We start from the raw sequence: 17,613 nt of genomic DNA on the forward strand, positions 1-17,613 counted from the left end.
GCCCGGGTGATCTGGGCGAGCCAGTAGGACGGCGCGATCATTCGGAAAAAGCGGCGGCCACCGATGGTCGGTGGCCGCCAATTCAGGCATCACAACGTGGGGGAACTCTGGACCGGCCGTACCTCGGGGGAGATCAACCGGCCCATGCCTGGACATTAACGCAGCAATGATGAATCAAACGTAAACGTGATGGGTTTTCCTGCCGACAATCGCTCTTCCGTTCCGCAACCCGGCCGGAAGCTGCTCAGGAGGCGGGAAGCCGAGAGGGGTGGGGACAATATGCGATCGAACAAGCTCGTGGCTGCAGCGGCCTTGGCCATGCTCGCCGGCAGCGGCGCCGCTGGGGCCCAGGCACTGACCGAACTGGGAGCGGGAGAGGGTGCGGTCGATATCGTCGCCTGGCCCGGCTATATCGAACGAGGCCAGACCGACCCGAACTATGACTGGGTCACCGACTTCGAGACGAAGACCGGCTGCAAGGTCACCGTCAAGACGGCAGGTACGTCGGACGAGATGGTGGCGCTCATGAACGAGGGCGGTTTCGATCTCGTCACGGCCTCCGGTGATGCCTCGCTGCGCCTCATCGCCAGCAAGCGCGTCCAGGAGATCAACACTGCCCTGATCCCCTCCTTCGCCACGGTCGACGAGCGCCTGCAGAAGGCGCCCTGGCACTATGTCGGCGACAAGCATTATGGCGTTCCCTACCAGTGGGGCGGCAATGTGCTGGCCTACAGCACCACGGTGTTCAAGGAGGCTCCCAAGTCCTGGAGCATCGTCTTCGAGAAGCAGGACCTCCCGGACGGCAAGAGCAACGAGCAGCGCGTGCAGGCCTTCGACGGTCCCATCTACATCGCGGATGCCGCGATGTACCTGATGGAGCACAAGCCGGAACTGGGCATCAAGGACCCCTACGAGCTCACCGAGGACCAGTACAAGGCGGCGCTGGAGCTTCTCCGCCAGCAGCGTCAGATCGTACACCGCTACTGGCATGATGCCTTCGTGCAGGTCGACGACTTCACCAATGAAGGCGTGGTGGCATCCAGCTCCTGGCCATTCCAGGTCAATCTCCTGAAGTCCAAGGGAGCGCCCATCGCCAGCACCATTCCGGAAGAGGGTGCCACGGGCTGGGCCGACACCACCATGATGCACGCGGAGGCTGCGCATCCGAACTGTGCCTACATGTGGATGGAGCACTCGCTGAGCCCGAAGGTGCAGGGCGATCTCGCCGCCTGGTTCGGCTCGGTTCCCTCCGTGCCGGCCGCCTGCGAGAACAATGCGCTGCTGGGTGCGGAGGGCTGCAAGACCAACGGCATCGAGAGCTTCGACAAGATCCATTTCTGGCGCACGCCCGTGGCCAAGTGCGAAACGCAGGAAGCCTGCGTGCCCTACTATCGCTGGGTGACCGACTACATCGCGATCCTCGGCGGCCGCTGAGCCTAGCAACTCCATGGCCGGCCGGTCCGGCCATAGGGCACCCTTACCGTTCTCGTCTCGTGAGATGGTCCCGGACGGCATGCGCTGCGGCCATCGGCGGTGTGTCATGACCGAAGCCGTGCGTTTCGAAGAGGTGGTTCGTAGCTTCGGCAGGGTGCGGGCGCTGGACGGCGTCTCCTTCTCGGTCGCCGACGGCGAGTTCTTCTCGATGCTGGGGCCATCCGGTTCCGGCAAGACCACCTGCCTGCGCCTCATCGCCGGCTTCGACCGCCCGACCTCGGGCGACGTGTTCATCGCGGGCAAGCGATGCGCCGACACGCCACCCTGGGAACGTGACGTCAACACGGTGTTCCAGGACTATGCGCTGTTCCCGCACATGACCGTGGTGGAGAACGTCACCTACGGACTGATGGTCCGCGGCGTCGATCAGCGTGCGCGGCTGGACAAGGCCGAGGCGATGCTGGCCTCGGTGGCCTTGGGCGGCTTCGGCGACCGGCGGCCGGCAGCCTTGTCAGGCGGCCAGCGGCAGCGCGTGGCGCTGGCGCGTGCCCTGGTCCTGGAACCGCGCGTGCTCCTGCTGGACGAGCCGCTGGGCGCCCTCGACCTCAAGCTCCGCCAGCAGATGCAGGGTGAGCTGAAGGCGCTGCAGCGCCGGGTCGGCATCACCTTCATCTACGTGACGCACGACCAGGGCGAGGCCCTGGCCATGTCGGACCGGATCGCCGTGTTCAGCCATGGCCGGATCGAGCAGATCGGCAGCCCGCGGGACATCTATGACCGGCCCCGCACCTCCTTCGTGGCGGACTTCGTGGGTGCCGCCAACGTGTTGCCCGGCAGCGTCCTGGGTAGCCGGCACCCGGTGGCCATCCGTCCGGAGCGACTGAGGCTGGGCGAAGGAGAACTCCAGTTCGACGCCACGGTCGCCGCCCGCCACTTCCTGGGAGCCGGCACGCGCCTCGAAGCGCAGCTTGCCGACGGCACGGCGATCGCGGCCCTGCTCGCCGAGACCGATCCTGAGCGCCTGCCAGCCGAAGGGGCTGTCATCCGGCTCGGGGCGGATCGCGCTTCCTTCCTGGAACTCGCCCATTGAGCGCCGTGGCCGGGGCGGGCCTGGGTGCCGCCATCGGCCGCAGCCTGTGGCGGCGCAGCGGGCTGGTGACCTTCTTGCTCCTGCTGCCCCCGATGCTCTGGCTGGGCGTCGTCTATACCGGGTCGCTGTTCGCCCTGCTCGCCCAGAGCCTCTTCGCCCTGGATGAGTTCTCGGGCGTGATCCTCTACGAACCGACCCTGTCGACGTGGCGGCAGTTCCTGAGCGAGCCCTCCAATCTCGACATCGTGCTCCGGACCCTGGTCATGGCGGCCTGTGTGACGATCGCCTGCGCCGTCGTCGCCTTCCCCATCGCCTACCTGATGGCCCGCTACGCCCAGGGCCGCTGGAAGGCGCTGCTCTACGTCCTGGTGATGCTGCCGCTCTGGTCGAGCTACCTGGTCAAGGTCTATGCCTGGAAGCTGATCCTGGCCAAGGAAGGTGCGATCACCTGGATCTTCGGCCAGATGGGCCTGCCATGGCTGCTCGACGGCATCCTGGCCATCCCGCTGATCGGCGGGCCGTCACTGTCGGTGAGCTATCTCGGCATGTTCCTGGTGTTCACCTATCTCTGGGTGCCGTTCATGATCCTGCCGGTGGAAGCGGCGCTGGAGCGGGTGCCGCGCCGCCTGCTGGAAGCTTCCGGCGATCTTGGCGCGCCGCCCGGCATGACCTTCCGCAAGATCATCCTGCCGCTCGCCTTCCCCGGCGTCGTGGCGGGCTCGATCTTCACCTTCTCGCTGACCATGGGCGACTACATCCTGCCCTACGTGATCGGTTCGTCGCGGCTGTTCATCGGGCAGGTCGTGTATCTGCAGCAGGGAACGGCCGGCAACGTGCCGCTGGCGGCTGCCTTCTCGGTAGTGCCGATCGTCGTCATGGCGATCTACCTGGCCGTGGCACGCCGCCTGGGTGCCTTCGATGCGCTATGAACGTGCCCCTGCCGGTCTGACCATCGCGGCTGTCCTGGGACTTCTGTTCCTCCACCTGCCGATGGCGTTCATTTTCCTCTACGCGCTCACGACGGAGGACAAGTCCTACCAGTTCCCGCCGCCCGGCCTGACCCTGCAGTGGTTCGCGGTCGCCTGGAGCCGCCAGGATGTCTGGGCGGCGCTGGGGCTGTCCGTCCGGGTCGCCGCCCTTGCCACGCTCGTCGCCATGATCCTCGGCACGCTGGCCGCCCTGGCCTTGGTGCGCGCCCGTTTCTTCGGCAAGGAGACGGTCACGCTTCTGCTGATCCTGCCGATCGCGCTGCCCGGCATCATCACCGGCATAGCACTCCGCTCCGCCTTCGGGATCATGGAGATCCCGTTCAGCTTCTGGACGATCGTGATCGGCCACGCGACCTTCTGCGTCGTGGTCGTCTACAACAACGCGATCGCCCGCCTGCGCCGGACATCCGGGTCCATCATCGAGGCCTCGTTCGACCTTGGGGCGGGACCCTGGCTGACCTTCCGCCATGTCGTCCTGCCGAACCTCGCCACGGCCCTTCTGGCAGGCGGCATGCTGGCCTTCGCGCTCAGCTTCGACGAGGTGATCGTCACGACCTTTACGGCGGGCCAGCAGACCACCTTGCCGATCTGGATGCTTTCGGAACTCGTCCGCCCGCGCCAGCGTCCGGTGACCAATGTCGTGGCGGTGTTCGTGTTCGTCTTGACCCTCGTGCCGATCCTGCTGGCCTACCGGTTGACGCGGGGCACCGACAGCGTGGCAGGATCAGGCAAATGAACGCCAACCGGGAGAGAACCATGCATACGGCGATGCTGATCGATGGCCAGTTCGTCACGGGCGAAGGTGACGCCTTGACCGTGTTCGACCCGCAGACCGGCGGCGTGCTGGTTGAGATCGCTGAGGCGTCGCCATCCCAGGTCGACCAGGCGGTACGGGCAGCCGGCCGGGCCTTTGGCGAATGGTCGCAGAACACGCCGGCGGAACGGTCCAGCCTGCTCTTCAAGCTCGCGGATGCCATCGAAAGCAGGGCCGACCATTTCGCCGGCCTGGAATCGCTGGATTGCGGCAAGCCGCTGGCCCGGGTTCAGGAAGACGAGATCCCGGCAATCGTCGACTGCTACCGCTTCTTCGCCGGCGCGGTCCGGCACCAGACCGGCCCCTTGGCAGGGGAGTATCTGAAGGGCTTCACCAGCATGGTCCGCCGCGATCCGGTCGGGGTGGTCGGGTCGATCGCTCCCTGGAACTACCCGCTGATGATGGGCGCCTGGAAGCTGGCGCCAGCGCTCGCTGCGGGCAACACGATCATCCTCAAGCCGTCCGAGATGACGCCGCTCACGACGCTGGCGCTGGGCGAGCTCCTGGCCGAGATCTTCCCGCCGGGCGTGGTGAACATCGTCCACGGCAAAGGACCCTCGGTCGGCCACGCGCTGATCGACCATCCGGGCGTGCGCATGCTGTCGCTGACAGGATCGATCGCGACCGGCGGCAAGGTACTGGAAGCCGCGTCCAAGACGATGAAACGCACCCACCTGGAGCTCGGTGGCAAGGCGCCGGTAATCGTGTTCGACGATGCCGACCTGGAAGCGGTCGTGAACGGGATCAAGGTGTTCGGCTACTACAATGCAGGGCAGGACTGCACCGCGGCCTGCCGCGTCTATGCAGGGCCGAAGATCCACGACAAGCTGGTGGCCGATCTCGCCTCGGCAGCCGCCTCGATCAACTATGGTGACAGGAATGATTCCTCGGCGGAGATCGGCCCGCTCGTCTCGAACGAGCATCGGCAGCGCGTCGCGGGCTTCGTGGAACGGGCGCTCGGCACCGGCCACATGGAAGCGGTGGCCGGGGGGAAGAACAAGGGCGGAGCCGGCTACTTCTTCGAGCCCACCGTCATCGCGGGGGCCCGGCAGGATGACGAGATCGTCCGCAAGGAGTTGTTTGGTCCCGTCGTCTCGGTGACTCGGTTCAGCGATGCCGACGAAGCCGTGGCCTGGGCGAACGACAGCGAGTACGGGCTCGCATCGTCGGTCTGGACCCGTGACGTGGGCAAGGCCATGAAGGTGGCGAGCCGGCTCCAGTATGGGTGCACCTGGATCAACACCCACTTCATGCTCTGCTCGGAAATGCCACATGGCGGCTTCAAGCAGTCCGGCTACGGCAAGGACCTGTCCGCCTACGCCCTGGAAGACTATACGGTGCCGCGCCATGTGATGATCGCGCACGACTGAGGCTATCTGGTTCTTTTCATGTCGAATCTACTCCCCCGGCTGTTCTGGAGCAGGCTCGGCATGGCGTCATGTCTGTCCGATAGAATCAATTTTGCTCTTATTTTGTCCAGTTGGCTCGCAACCTCCTCCTGCATCAGGATCTGAAGCTTTTGTTATCCTGTCGATCGTCATTGGCTTGATGCGCAGCTGAGACGATAGTCATGCGGACGGATGGCAATGACTTGGGTATGCCATTGTCCCAAGACGCGGTACAGGACCAAGCGGGGATGACTAGCGACCGTAGCCGGGATCCTGCCTGGGCCGTCGCCGATGCGCGGCGCGAGATGTCGTGCCGCTTTGATCCGGAGCTGCGCCTGCTGTGGGCGGACCGGCACTGCGCCAGCGTCGATGGCGATGACATGATCGGCCTGTGCTTTCCAGAGATGCTGCCGCCTGCTGATCGGGCGGCGAACGAGGCCGCCATCCGCGCAATCGTGCCCGATCATCCGCGTACCACGACGCGCCATCGCTTCACCGCCCGGGACGGCCGGGTGACGTGGCAGGAATGGACGATCCATGGCGTGTTCGACGCCTTGGGTAACATCGTGGAGTATCATGCGCTCGGTCGGGACGTGACGAGCGAGATGGACGACGAGGAGCGCAGGCTGGCTGCCGAGATCAGGCTGCGCCGGGCGATCGCCGCAACGGGCCTCGGAACCTGGGAACACACGCTTTCCACGAAGATCGACTGCTTCGACGCGCGCGCGCTTGAGATCCTCGGCTTTCATGCCGGCGGATCGTCCGGGCATATTCCGGCATGGACGGAGCGGGTCCACCCGGGCGACCTCGACCGTGTCGTTGCACAGTGGGAAAAGGCTGCGGCCGGCGAGGGCCACTGGGACTGCGAGTATCGCGTACGCACCGAGAGCGGAGCCTGGGTCTGGATCCACTCGATCGCCATCGACCGCAGCGGCGGCAAGATCGTCGGGATCCTGTCCGACATCAGCGACCGAAAGCGAGCTGAGGAGCGCTTGCGCGAAAGCGAGCGCCGTCTCCAGTTCGCCCTCGAAGCAGCGGACGAGGGCTTGTGGGACTTCGACGTACGGTCCGGCGGCATGGAGTTGAGCGACCGGTCGCCGACCTGCTGGGTCTCGGCGGCTCCTGGCCTACCGATGGCTGGCTCTCCATGGTGCACGAGGGCGATCAGGCTGCGGTCGACGAGGTGATGGATGCCCTGATCGAGGGGCGCGAGAGCCAGTATGCAATCGAGCACCGCATCCGCAACGGCCATGGCGAGGTGGTGTGGGTTCACAACCGCGCCAGTGCCTTGGAACGCGACGCGTCAGGCCGGGCCGTTCGTCTGGTCGGTCTTCTGGGCGATGTGACCGACCGGCGCCGCACCATGCTGCAATTCGAGTATCTGGCCCATCACGACACGTTGACCGGGTTGCTCAATCGAACGGCTTTCTGGGACGCCGTCCGTGGAGCGCTGCTGACGGAGCAGCCTGCGGCCCTGGTCCTGGTGGACCTCGACGAGTTCAAGCCGGTCAACGACGACCATGGCCACGACATCGGCGACCGGTTGCTCATGGAGGTGGCGGCGCGGTTGCACGGTGTGCTGAGGCGCAGCGACACGATCGCTCGCCTGGGCGGCGACGAGTTCGCCATCCTGTGTCCGAACTTCCAGGGCGGGCGTGACGAGCGGATCGTGACGAGGATCCTGGCGACGCTGGCCGAACCGTTCGCGATCGAAGATCGGATCATCACGATCAGTGGAAGCGCCGGCGTCGCGATCGCCTCCGGTACCGACCAGCCTGACCAACTCTACGCTCGCGCTGATGCGGCCCTTTATTCGGCCAAGCGTGCCGGCCGCAACTGCTACGCCATTGCCGACCCCTAGCTAGGTCGAGCCGCCCGCCCTTCGAGCCGCAGCCAACGCGTCGAGTGAGCCTGCCTCTGGCCGGTCCCGTTCCTCATGGATGCATAGCAGGGCCACCAGCGTGAGCAGTGCCGAGCCGGTCAGGTAGTAGCCGACATAAGGCAGGCCGAAACTGGTGGCGAGCCAGGTGGCGGCATAAGGTGCCAGGGAGGCGCCGACGATGCCCGACAGATTGAAAGCCATCGACGCGCCGGTATAGCGCACCGAGGTCGGAAACGGATCCGCCAGGGCAGCCCCGAGTGGGCCGTAGGTGAATCCCATCAAGGCCAAGCCTATCGCACAGAACAGGATCGCTCCCGCAGGGTCGCCCGGCTGGAACAGCGACGCGAGCAGAAGGCCGAACAGGCCGATGGCCAGCGTCGTAAGAATCAGGATGAGCCGGCGGCCATACCTGTCGGCAAGCAGGGCGGCGAGTGGGATGGTGGCACCGAAGAATACGACGCCGATCATCTGGTAGATGAGGAACTCAATGCGCGTGTAACCTAGGGCGGTGGTGGCCCAACTCAGCGAGAACACGGTCATCAGGTAGAACAGCACGAAGGTGGCCAGCGCGGCGAACGTCCCGATCAGCACGCTCAGCTTGTGCTCGCGGAAGATCGTGACGATCGGCACCGATACCCGCTCCTCCCGCTCGATCGCCTTTTGGAAGGCCGGCGTCTCGCTGATCTTGAGGCGGATATAGAGGCCGATGATCACCAGGCACGCACTGAGCAGGAAGGGCAGGCGCCAGCCCCAAGTGAAGAAGGTGGTGTCCTCCATCGTCTCGCTGAGGAGAAGGAACAGGCCGGCCGACAGCAGGAAGCCGATGGGTGCGCCCAACTGCGGAAACATGCCGTACCAGGTACGTCGGCCCGGCGGGGCGTTCTCGGTCGCGAGCAGGACCGCTCCACCCCATTCGCCGCCCAGGCCGATCCCCTGGCCCAGCCGGCAGAGGGCCAGCAGCAATGGAGCAGCGACGCCGATGCTCTCGTAGGTGGGCAGCAGGCCGATCAGCACCGTGGAGATCCCCATCGTGAGGAGGGCTGCCACGAGCGTCGCCTTGCGGCCGATGCGGTCGCCGAAATGGCCGAACAGCGCGGCCCCGACCGGCCTTGCAAAGAAGGCGATCGCGAACGTCGCGAACGATTGGAGCATGGCCGACGCCGGGTCGCTGTTCGGGAAGAACAGATGCGGGAACACAAGAACCGCTGCCGTAGCGTAGATGTAGAAGTCGAAGAACTCGATCGTGGTGCCGGCCAGGCTCGCCATCAGGACGCGGCGGGGCGAGTTGAGGGCAGGCCTTGTAGGTGTCGTCATTGATCTTTCCGAGCCGGTGCTCGCGCCTAGCCGCTCCGGGCCGTGAGGGAGGGAAGGTGAAGGTCGTACGGTGCCTGGGACCTGTCGGTCGGTCCTAGCCGCGCAACTCCGCCAGATGCCGCTGCAAGGCCGGGAGGTCGAGCACGATCAGGCATGAACGGTTGCGCTCGATCAGCCGCCGCCGTTTCAGATCGTTGATCACCCGGTTGACCGCTTCGCGCTGGGTATCCAGGCGCGCCGCGAGATCCTCGTCGGTCGGTGCAGGGCAGATCGAGGCACGCGCGCCCCCGGCCGAACCCAGCTTGGCTTCGGCCAGGCGCACCAGTTCCGCCACGATCCGCACACCGGCACGGGTACTGTAATCGGCGATCCGTTCGCTCAAGGCACGCACCAGCCCGGCCATGGACCTGAGTACAGCGGCGGCGACGTCCGGGTGACTGGCAAGGACCCGCCGGAAGTCCGCCGACGGGATCCGGAAGAGCCGGGTCGTGGTCAGCGCCCGCGCCGTCGCGGAACGGCCAAGGCCGTCGAGGGCGGCAAGTTCGCCGAAGCAGTCTCCGGTGGCATATTCGCGAAAGCCGATGTCGCGGCCGTTGGCGCCCGTGCTGCAGATCATGATCCGCCCGCTCAGGATGACGTAGACGTCGTCGTTCTGGTCGCCCGTGCGAAACAGGTTCTTCGATTTGGCGATTTCGATCTCGCGGCCGATCGACATGATTTCCTGCAGTGCCTGCGGATCCAGCGAACGGAACCAGAGGCAGTTGGCGAGGATGCGGCTCAGATCGTTGCGGCGGTTCCTGAACCCGTGCTGGGGCAATGCTGCGTAGCGCGGCGGCCGCATCACCGATGGCATGCGGCCCGAAGAAGGAACCATGGTCTCCCCGGTGATGGACGAGTGGTCGTCATCGAGGTTCGTCTCCGGAGTATGGCCATGTTGTTCAGTGGCGGTTGCCATGATCGCGTCCATATCGAAGCGGAGGAGCGAGAATCAGCTTTGCTCCTCAGTACAGGAAGCAGGTGAGTAGGTCAGACGATGATTTGTCAAGAGTTGGGATAGACGGGTCATCTCTGAAGATAATTGCCATTGACGACTGTAGTATATCTAATCTCATGACCCTTTCCATGACAGGTTCATCAACGCTGCTGGCGCGGCCGCGGATCGATGTGGTACCGTATCCGTGCGCTTTTTCGCCCCACGCACTACCGGACCTGATGTGATGAAAGTCACTGCTCTGCGCCTCCGCACGAGTAGAATGTTTTCCATGCCTCCCCTCGAACGCGCTTCGAGGTCCGGCCGCCGGGCCCTTCCTTCCCCCGATCGCCCGGCGGCCGCCTTTTTCCCGTCGGCGGGGCACTGCCGACCGTCTTGACGGGGCGAGCCTCTCCTAGCCACGATCTGCCAGCCGCGCGCAAAGCCTTTGCCCGATGCGCGCCTGTTGGGGACCGATTTCATGGCGTCGACCGACGCACTGTTCCAGCCATTGACGATCCGGACCTGCACCATCCGCAACCGGGTGATGAGCACTTCCCACGCCCCGTCCTACGGCAAGGACGGCATGCCTCAGCTCCGCTATCAGCTCTACCATGCCGAAAAGGCCAAGGGCGGGATCGGTCTCACCTCGGTGGGTGGATCGTCCTCGGTGTCGCCCGATAGTCCGGCGGCCTTGTGGAACCAGCTCGATATCGGCAGCGACAAGGTGATCCCGTTCCTGCAGGAGTTCAGCGGGCGGGTGCACGGGTTCGGCGCCAAGATCTTCTGCCAGATCACCCATATGGGTCGCCGCACCCGCTGGGACGCCGAGAACTGGATGCCGACCATTTCCTCCTCGGCGGTCCGCGAGCCGTCCCACCGCTCCTTTCCCAAGGAGATGGAGGACTGGGACATCCGGCGGGTCCAGCAGGACTATGCGGCTGCCGCCAAGCGTCTGATGGAAGGCGGCTTCGACGGCGTGGAAATCCTGATCGACAGCCATCTGCCCGGCCAGTTCTGGTCGCCGGTCGTGAACCGCCGCACCGACGGCTATGGCGGTACCACCGAGAACCGCAGCCGGTTCACGCTGGAACTGTTCGAGCAGGTGCGCCGCGCCATCGGCGACGCGATGGTCTTCGGCATGCGCTTTTCGGGCGACGAGATGCTGGAGGACGGCATCGGCCCCGAGGAGGCCATTGCGCTGGCCAAGGCGCATGTCGACCAGGGCTGCATCGACTACCTGAACATCAACTGCGGCAACGTCTACACCGAGCGGGCGCTGGCGCATCTCATCCCGAACATGTCGATGCCGGTCGCCCCCTACCTTTATCTGGCCAGCCAGATCCGCCGCGAAATCGGTACCGTGCCGATCTTCCATGCCGGCCGCATCCCGGACGTCGCGACAGCCGCGCGCGCCGTGGAGGAGGGGCATGTCGACATGGTCGCGATGACCCGCGCCCACATCGCCGACCCGCACATCGTCAACAAGCTCCGCGAGGGCCGCGCCGACGAGATCCGGCAGTGCATCGGCGCCGGCTACTGCATCGACCGGATCTATACCGGCGGCGACGCCATCTGCATTCAGAACCCGGCGACCGGACGGGAGGCGACCCTGCCGCACGTCGTGCCCAAAGGGCAGGGCGGCAAGACGGTGGTGGTGGTCGGCGGCGGTCCGGCCGGCCTGGAAGCCGCCCGCGTCTCGGCCGAGCGCGGCCACCGCGTGGTCCTGTTCGAGAAGGCGGCCGCCCTGGGCGGCCAGATCGCCATCGCCGGCAAGGCCGACTGGCGCGAAGGCCTGAACGGCATCACCCGCTGGCTGCAGGGCCAGGTCCGCCGCTTGAACGTCGACGTCCGCCTGTCCACTGGGGCGACGCCCGAACGCATCCAGGCCGAGCAGCCGGACCTGGTCGTGATCGCCACCGGCGGCCATCCCAACCTCCATGAGGTCAAGGCGGCGCCGGGCCACGTGGTCAGCACCTGGGACATCCTGAACGGCAAGGTGGCACCGGGCGAGAATGTCCTCCTGTTCGACGATCATGCCGACCACCACGGCCCGTCGGTCGCCACCTTCATGGCCAAGCGCGGCAGCAAGGTCGAGGTCGTGACGCCCGAGCGCAAGCTGCTGGTGGAGGTCGGCATGACCAACTTCCCGCACTATCTGCGCGACCTCTACAAGCACAAGGCGGTGATCACGCCGGATACCCGCCTCACCGAGGTCTACCAGGAAGGCAACAAGCTCATCGCCGTGCTCCTGAACGAGTATTCGGACGAGGAAGAGGAGCGGCTCGTCGACCAGGTGGTCATCGAGCACGGGACGCTGCCGAACGACGAGCTTTACTTCAAGCTCAAGCCCATCAGCCGGAATCTCGGCGAGATCGATGTCCATAAGCTGCGCGACCGTGAACCCCAGGACATCGTCAACAACCCCGATGGAAACTTCATGCTGTTCCGTGTCGGTGACGCCGTTGCCTGCCGCAACATCCACGCCGCGCTGTACGACTCCCTGCGCCTGTGCATGACCTTCTGATGTCCAGCACGATCGTCGTCGTGATCCTGGCCGGCGCGATCGCGTGGGCAACCCTCGGAGTCCTGCAGCGCGCCGGCCGCTGGCGCGCCGGTGGACCGGCCAGGGTCGACTGGGTCCAGGGCCTCCTGGCCCTGCCGCGGCGCTACCTCGTCAACGTCCATGACGTCGTCGCCCGCGATCGCTATGCCTCCACCATGCACGTGATGGCGGCCGGCGGTTTCGTCGGCGCCCTGCTGCTGGTCTTCCTCGTCCATGTGCTGCGCGTGGGCGGCCCCTACCTGGCCTGGCCGCTGCTGCTGGTCTGCCTGGTGACGCTGCTGGGCGTGGAACGGGTCGTGCGCCGCCGGGTCGATCGGCCGCCACGCCTGTCCGGCGGCCGCTGGAATCGGTTCGGCTGGGCGATTGGCGGGTTCGTGCTGGGCCTGGCCTGGTTTACGGCACCGGCCGCCGGCCTGATCGAGGAGCCCGGCCTGCTCCATCCGGCCAGCCTCGCCTTGACCGTCCTCATGGCGTGGTCCGCCTTCGAGCTGGCCGACGGCCTTTCGTCCGGGCCGATGCGCCACGCCCTGGCCGGCGCCCTCAACCTCGTCACCCATCCGCGACCGCCGCGCTTCTCCAGCAGGATGCCGGTCGTGGGGCTGCACCCGATCGACCTGGACGCACCGAAGCTTGGGGTCGAGATTCCCCGGGATTTCGGCTGGAACCGCCTCCTGATGGCTGATGCCTGCGTCGCCTGCGGCCGCTGCGAGGAGCAGTGCCCGGCCTTCGCCGCGGGCCAGCCGCTCGATCCGAAATTCGTCATCCGCGCCATCGCGATGAGCCAGGCCGCCGACCATACCGACGACCACGACTATCACGGTCGCCGCTGGCCGGGCATGGAAGACCGTGTCGGGCAGGGTGGCGCTGGCGTGCCGCTCGTATCGGCAACCGGCATGATCCCGCCCGAGGCTCTCTGGGCCTGCACGACCTGCCGGGCCTGCGTGGAAGCCTGCCCGATGATGATCGAGCATCTCGATGCCATCATCGACCTGCGCCGCTTCCAGACCCTCGAGCTCGGCGCGGTGCCGGGCAAGGCGCCCATCGCGCTGGCTGAGCTCGCCGCCACGGACAATATCCACGGCCGGGCGCTGGACCGCCGGATGGACGCGTTCGTCGACCTGGACCTGCCGCGCCTGCGGGATGTCGGCAGCACCGATCTGCTCCTCTGGCTGGGCGACGGCGCGTTCGATCCGAGGGGACAGCGTGCCATCCGGGCCTTCGTGCAGGTCGCCCGCCGGGCCGGGCTGGACCTGGCCGTGCTGGGCGACGAGGAACTGGACACCGGCGACCTGGCCCGCCGCCTCGGCGATGAGGCGCAGTTCCAGCGCCTGGCCAAGGCCAACATCGCCACGCTCGCCCGCTACCGCTTCAACCGGATCGTGACCACCGACCCCCACGTGCTGAACTCCCTGCGCAACGACTACCCGGAGATGGGCGGCCGCTACACGGTGGTCCACCATACCGCGCTGCTGCTGGAACTGCTCGAGTCGGGTCGGCTGCAGACATCCGCCGAGGTCACTCTCGAACCTGTCGCCTATCACGATCCCTGCTATCTCGGCCGATGGAACGGCGAGTTCGACGCGCCGCGCCGCCTGCTCGACCTGATGGGCGTCCATCGCGTTGAGATGGCACGCCACGGCAAGATGTCCCGCTGCTGCGGTGGCGGCGGAGGTGCGCCGCTGACCGACATCCCGGGTCCCCGCCGTATCCCCGACATGCGCATGAACGACGCGAAGGCTGTGGGTGCAGCCGGCGTCGTGGTGGCCTGCCCGACCTGCACGGTCATGCTTGAAGGCGTGACCGGCGAACGCCCGGCGGTGACCGAGATCGCCGAACTGGTGCTGGCCCGCCTCGTGGCGCCAGGCGTGAGGGCAGCCGCGTGAGCCGGGTGCGCCGTGATCCCCATGCCGAACGTGCCCGAGCCGGCCGTGGTCCATCCGGCCGGGTCCGCATGGGAGTGGTCGCAGCGGGGCCGGCCCGCCCGCGCACGGACCCACACGCGCTGCGTGCGGGTGTCCTGGCACCGAGTGGCCGGCTGCGGGTCGACCCCCATGGCGGCGACCTCGTCCAACATGCCGGCGTGCTGGTCGAGCAGGGACCGGAGCAGCCGATCCTGGTCGCCGACCCGGCCTGCCTGATCCTGGCCGTGCTCGACCTGCCCGATGGCCGGCTGGAGCGGATCGATCGTGGCCTCCTGTCCGCGGCGCGCGATCTGGCTGACCAGCTCGATGGCGCTGTCGTGGCCCTGACGCTGCGCGGTCGCCACGACCTGAGCAGGCTGGGCGCGGACCGCCATATCGCGCTCGACCTCCCGGATAGCTGGGATCCGGACGCGGAACTGTCCGCCATCGCGGCAGCCCTCGACACGCTGTCGCCGCGGCACGTCCTGTTCGCCGAGACGCCGCTGCTGGGGGCGGATCGCGCACGCCGGCTCGCCATCCGGACCGGCCTCGGTTCTGCATTTGCCGTTCATCGGCTGCAGCCTTCCGAGATCCGGGCTCGTGGCGCAGGAACGGACCTGGTCGGCCTGCCGCCGCCCATCATGACGCTGCACGAGGTGCTCCTGGCCGACATGCCCGAGCCCAGCTTGCGGGAAGCCAGGCCGGTCGAGCTGACGATAGGTCCAGCACCGGCAGCCATCGAGGACCTGGGCGAGATGCCCGTCGACCTCACCGGCGCGCCACTGACCGAGGCCGACATGATCGCCAGTGCCGGCGACGGCGTCACCGACTGGTCTGCTTTCCACGAGCTCGCCCAGATCCTGAACGCGACGGTCGGCGGCTCGCGGATCGTCTGCGACCGCGGGCTGCTGCCGCGCGACCGGCAGGTCGGCGCATCCGGCACGCTCGTGGCACCGAAGGCCTATCTGGCGATGGGGATCAGCGGGGCTGCCCAGCATCTGCAGGGCATCGAGCGTTGCCAGCGCGTGGTCGCGGTCAATACCGACCTCCACGCCAAGATGATCGAGCGGGCCGACCTCGCCATCGTCGCCGACGCGCAAGCCGTCATGCCCGCCCTGGCTTCCCTCCTGCGCGAGCGCGACCGTGGCTGATGTCGCCGTCCTCCTTTCCGCCGGCCGCCATCCAGCCACCGGCCGCCTCCGCCCCGCCGATCGGGACAGCCGCGCCCTGGCCCTCGCGGGCAGCCTGCTGGCCGCCGGTCACTCGGTCACGGCAGTGCATGCCGGTCCTGAGGACGAGCCATTGCGACACTATGGCGGGTTCGGCATCGGGGATCTCGTCCGCCTGGCGGTGCAAGAAGAGGCCGACGCGCTGCCGGCGCTGGCCGGCTGGCTGGCAAGGCATCGACCTGCCCTGGTCCTGGCCGGCGCTCAGGCAGAGCGCGGTGCCGGCAGCGGCCTTCTGCCCTATGCGCTGGCCGGCAGCCTGGGCGGCACCTGTGTTCCCGAGGTCGTGGCCATCGAGGATCTTGGCGACCGCGTCACCCTGATTCAGGCCCAGGCCGGCGGCAGGCGCCGACGCTTGGCCGCCACCTTGCCGACTGTGGTCATTGCCGCTCATGCAGCGCCGCTGCCGGCAGGCTGGGCCTATGGCCGCGCCGTCCGCGCCAGATTGGCGGTGGAGCCCGTGGCGGAGCAGGTACCTGCCGCGAGTTCTCTTCGCGCCGAACCGGCACGGCCGCTGGCCCGGCCGGTCAGGAAGATCCGCGGCGGGGCTGCGGCGCGCATGGCGGCCGCCACCTCGTTCACGGTCGGCAAGGGCAGGCTGATGGTCCAGCCGACGCCGCGCGAAGCGGCGGAAGCGATCGCCGACTATCTGGCTGGCGAGGGTCTACTGCAACGCTGAGCCGTGCCTGGCCGTGATCCGCCAGATCACGTTCCCCACATCGTCTGCCACCAGCAGGGCGCCTTTCGTGTCGACGGCGACGCCGACCGGCCGGCCGAGTGCGTCGCCGTTCTCGTTGAGAAAGCCGGTCAGGAAGTCCTCGGCCTTGCCGGATGGCTTGCCGTCGGCGAACGGCACGAACACGACCTTGTAGCCGCTCGGCACCGAACGGTTCCAGGAGCCGTGCTGGCCGATGAAGGCGCCGTTGCGGTAGCGCGCCGGGAAGGCATCGGCCTCGTAGAAGGCCAGGCCCAGCGATGCCGTATGCGCCCCCAGCGCATAGTCGGGCACGATCGCCTTTGCCACCAGGTCCGGTCGCGGCGGCTCGACCCGCACGTCGACATGCTGTCCATACCAGCTATACGGCCAGCCATAGAACCCGCCGTCCCGCACCGAGGTCATGTAGTCCGGCACCAGGTCGTCGCCGATCTCGTCGCGCTCGTTCACGGTCGTCCAGAGCGCCTTCGACTGCGGCTGCCAGGCCAACCCGTTCGGGTTGCGCAGCCCGCTCGCGAACAGGCGGGACTGGCCGGTCTCCAGGTCCACCTCAAGAATTGCCGCCCGGTTCTCCTCGTTCTGCATGCCGTTCTCGCCGACATTGCTGTTCGAGCCGACGGTTGCGTACAGCTTGCTGCCGTCCTTGCTGGCGATGATGTTCTTGGTCCAGTGGTGGTTGATCGGGCCGCCCGGCAGGTCGGTCACCTTCGTGCCCTGCCCGGCAATGCTCGTCGCGCCTTCCCGGTAGGGAAACCGCAGGATCGCATCAGCATTGGCGACATAGAAATCGCTGCCGATCAGCTCCATGCCGAACGGCGAGAACAGGTTCTCCAGGAACGGCGTGCGCGTTTCCGGCCTGCCGTCGCCGTCGGCATCGCGCAGGAGCGTGATCCGGTTGGCGCTGGGCGGGGCTGCGCCCGCCATCTTCTGTACCTGCTTTTGCACCCAGGCCCGCAAACCGCCCGAATCCTTGGGCGGTTTGTTGGTCTCGGCCACCAGCACGTCGCCATTCGGCAGCACATGGAGCCAGCGCGGGTGGTCGAGTTGGTCGGCGAACATCGCCACCTCGAACCCGTCCGCCGCCTTCGGCTTCTGCCCGGCCGGCCAGCCGATGGCCGGGGCGATATTGACCGTCGGGATGAGCGACGTGTCGGGCTCGGGCAGATGCGGGTTCGGGCCGTAGCCGGCCTCGGCCGGGAGCGGTTCCGCCCCGCAGGCGGATACGACGCACAGACAGGCGAGCCCGAGAGATGCAAAGAGGAAGTTCACTCGAGTCATCGGGCCTCCGCCTGCCCGGCAACGCAGTCGTCCAGCTGGGCAACAC

At 67.0% G+C, this 17,613-nt stretch carries 14 protein-coding genes; 11 read left to right on the top strand and 3 right to left on the bottom strand.

The annotated features are described in order from the left end of the window. Positions 1–279 precede the first annotated feature (279 nt). From VHL31_RS02770 to VHL31_RS02800, 7 genes are all read left to right on the top strand, one after another. Positions 280–1,434, top strand: a complete 1,155-nt coding sequence (locus VHL31_RS02770; protein WP_329659677.1) for an ABC transporter substrate-binding protein — start codon at positions 280–282, stop codon at positions 1,432–1,434. A gap of 106 nt (positions 1,435–1,540) precedes the next feature. After that, positions 1,541–2,524, top strand: coding sequence for an ABC transporter ATP-binding protein (locus VHL31_RS02775; RefSeq protein ID WP_329659678.1), 984 nt, complete (start codon positions 1,541–1,543; stop codon positions 2,522–2,524). 20 nt (positions 2,525–2,544) lie between these two features. Next, entirely contained in the window at positions 2,545–3,453 is a 909-nt protein-coding gene (locus VHL31_RS02780; RefSeq protein ID WP_414653629.1) for an ABC transporter permease, read from the top strand. Continuing rightward, positions 3,443–4,249 carry an ABC transporter permease gene (locus VHL31_RS02785; RefSeq protein ID WP_329659679.1) on the top strand — a complete coding sequence of 269 codons (807 nt, stop codon included), beginning with the start codon at positions 3,443–3,445 and terminating at the stop codon, positions 4,247–4,249. The genes VHL31_RS02780 and VHL31_RS02785 overlap by 11 nt, the downstream gene beginning before the upstream one ends. A gap of 20 nt (positions 4,250–4,269) precedes the next feature. Then, entirely contained in the window at positions 4,270–5,697 is a 1,428-nt protein-coding gene (locus VHL31_RS02790; protein ID WP_329659680.1) for a gamma-aminobutyraldehyde dehydrogenase, read from the top strand. Between the two features lie 266 nt (positions 5,698–5,963). Continuing rightward, on the top strand, positions 5,964–6,902 hold the full coding sequence (locus VHL31_RS02795) for a PAS domain-containing protein (RefSeq protein ID WP_329659681.1): 939 nt from the start codon (positions 5,964–5,966) through the stop codon (positions 6,900–6,902). Then, on the top strand, positions 6,863–7,576 hold the full coding sequence (locus VHL31_RS02800) for a sensor domain-containing diguanylate cyclase (RefSeq protein WP_329659682.1): 714 nt from the start codon (positions 6,863–6,865) through the stop codon (positions 7,574–7,576). Before VHL31_RS02795 ends, VHL31_RS02800 begins: the two co-directional genes overlap by 40 nt. Here VHL31_RS02800 and VHL31_RS02805 read toward each other — a convergent pair whose 3' ends face one another. After that, complete coding sequence (locus tag VHL31_RS02805) at positions 7,577–8,911, bottom strand: MFS transporter (protein WP_329659683.1); 1,335 nt, start codon at positions 8,909–8,911, stop codon at positions 7,577–7,579. Between the two features lie 94 nt (positions 8,912–9,005). Next, a complete protein-coding gene (locus VHL31_RS02810; RefSeq protein WP_329659684.1) occupies positions 9,006–9,866 on the bottom strand; it encodes a Crp/Fnr family transcriptional regulator in 861 nt (286 codons plus the stop codon). A 496-nt stretch (positions 9,867–10,362) separates the two neighbouring features. On the opposite strand from VHL31_RS02810, the gene VHL31_RS02815 reads away from it, so the two are divergent. From VHL31_RS02815 to VHL31_RS02830, 4 genes are read left to right on the top strand one after another with little or no spacing between them, the layout of a single operon-like run. Beyond that, a complete protein-coding gene (locus VHL31_RS02815) occupies positions 10,363–12,408 on the top strand; it encodes an NADH:flavin oxidoreductase (RefSeq protein ID WP_329659685.1) in 2,046 nt (681 codons plus the stop codon). Continuing rightward, positions 12,408–14,330, top strand: coding sequence for a DUF3483 domain-containing protein (locus VHL31_RS02820; protein ID WP_329659686.1), 1,923 nt, complete (start codon positions 12,408–12,410; stop codon positions 14,328–14,330). Before VHL31_RS02815 ends, VHL31_RS02820 begins: the two co-directional genes overlap by 1 nt. Continuing rightward, positions 14,327–15,499 (top strand): electron transfer flavoprotein subunit alpha/FixB family protein, encoded by a 1,173-nt coding sequence (locus VHL31_RS02825; RefSeq protein WP_329659687.1) that lies wholly within the window; start codon positions 14,327–14,329, stop codon positions 15,497–15,499. Before VHL31_RS02820 ends, VHL31_RS02825 begins: the two co-directional genes overlap by 4 nt. Continuing rightward, positions 15,492–16,253 carry a hypothetical protein gene (locus tag VHL31_RS02830; RefSeq protein ID WP_329659688.1) on the top strand — a complete coding sequence of 254 codons (762 nt, stop codon included), beginning with the start codon at positions 15,492–15,494 and terminating at the stop codon, positions 16,251–16,253. The genes VHL31_RS02825 and VHL31_RS02830 overlap by 8 nt, the downstream gene beginning before the upstream one ends. Here the strand turns inward: VHL31_RS02830 and VHL31_RS02835 are convergent. Further along, positions 16,239–17,567 (bottom strand): sorbosone dehydrogenase family protein, encoded by a 1,329-nt coding sequence (locus VHL31_RS02835; protein ID WP_329659689.1) that lies wholly within the window; start codon positions 17,565–17,567, stop codon positions 16,239–16,241. The two genes, VHL31_RS02830 and VHL31_RS02835, sit on opposite strands and share 15 nt — an antisense overlap. Between the last annotated feature and the right edge of the window lie 46 nt (positions 17,568–17,613).

The organism is Geminicoccus sp. (assembly GCF_036263595.1).
In the GTDB taxonomy this organism is placed as follows: domain Bacteria; phylum Pseudomonadota; class Alphaproteobacteria; order Geminicoccales; family Geminicoccaceae; genus Geminicoccus.

What these genes read in the sequence shown, in the direction of transcription:
- VHL31_RS02770 (WP_329659677.1), top strand. Translation starts at nt 280, where the DNA reads ATGCGATCGAACAAGCTCGTGGCTGCAGCGGCCTTGGCCATGCTCGCC.
- VHL31_RS02775 (WP_329659678.1), top strand. Translation starts at nt 1,541, where the DNA reads ATGACCGAAGCCGTGCGTTTCGAAGAGGTGGTTCGTAGCTTCGGCAGG.
- VHL31_RS02785 (WP_329659679.1), top strand. Translation starts at nt 3,443, where the DNA reads ATGCGCTATGAACGTGCCCCTGCCGGTCTGACCATCGCGGCTGTCCTG.
- VHL31_RS02790 (WP_329659680.1), top strand. Translation starts at nt 4,270, where the DNA reads ATGCATACGGCGATGCTGATCGATGGCCAGTTCGTCACGGGCGAAGGT.
- VHL31_RS02795 (WP_329659681.1), top strand. Translation starts at nt 5,964, where the DNA reads ATGACTAGCGACCGTAGCCGGGATCCTGCCTGGGCCGTCGCCGATGCG.
- VHL31_RS02800 (WP_329659682.1), top strand. Translation starts at nt 6,863, where the DNA reads ATGGTGCACGAGGGCGATCAGGCTGCGGTCGACGAGGTGATGGATGCC.
- VHL31_RS02805 (WP_329659683.1), bottom strand. Translation starts at nt 8,911, where the DNA reads ATGACGACACCTACAAGGCCTGCCCTCAACTCGCCCCGCCGCGTCCTG.
- VHL31_RS02810 (WP_329659684.1), bottom strand. Translation starts at nt 9,866, where the DNA reads ATGGCAACCGCCACTGAACAACATGGCCATACTCCGGAGACGAACCTC.
- VHL31_RS02815 (WP_329659685.1), top strand. Translation starts at nt 10,363, where the DNA reads ATGGCGTCGACCGACGCACTGTTCCAGCCATTGACGATCCGGACCTGC.
- VHL31_RS02820 (WP_329659686.1), top strand. Translation starts at nt 12,408, where the DNA reads ATGTCCAGCACGATCGTCGTCGTGATCCTGGCCGGCGCGATCGCGTGG.
- VHL31_RS02835 (WP_329659689.1), bottom strand. Translation starts at nt 17,567, where the DNA reads ATGACTCGAGTGAACTTCCTCTTTGCATCTCTCGGGCTCGCCTGTCTG.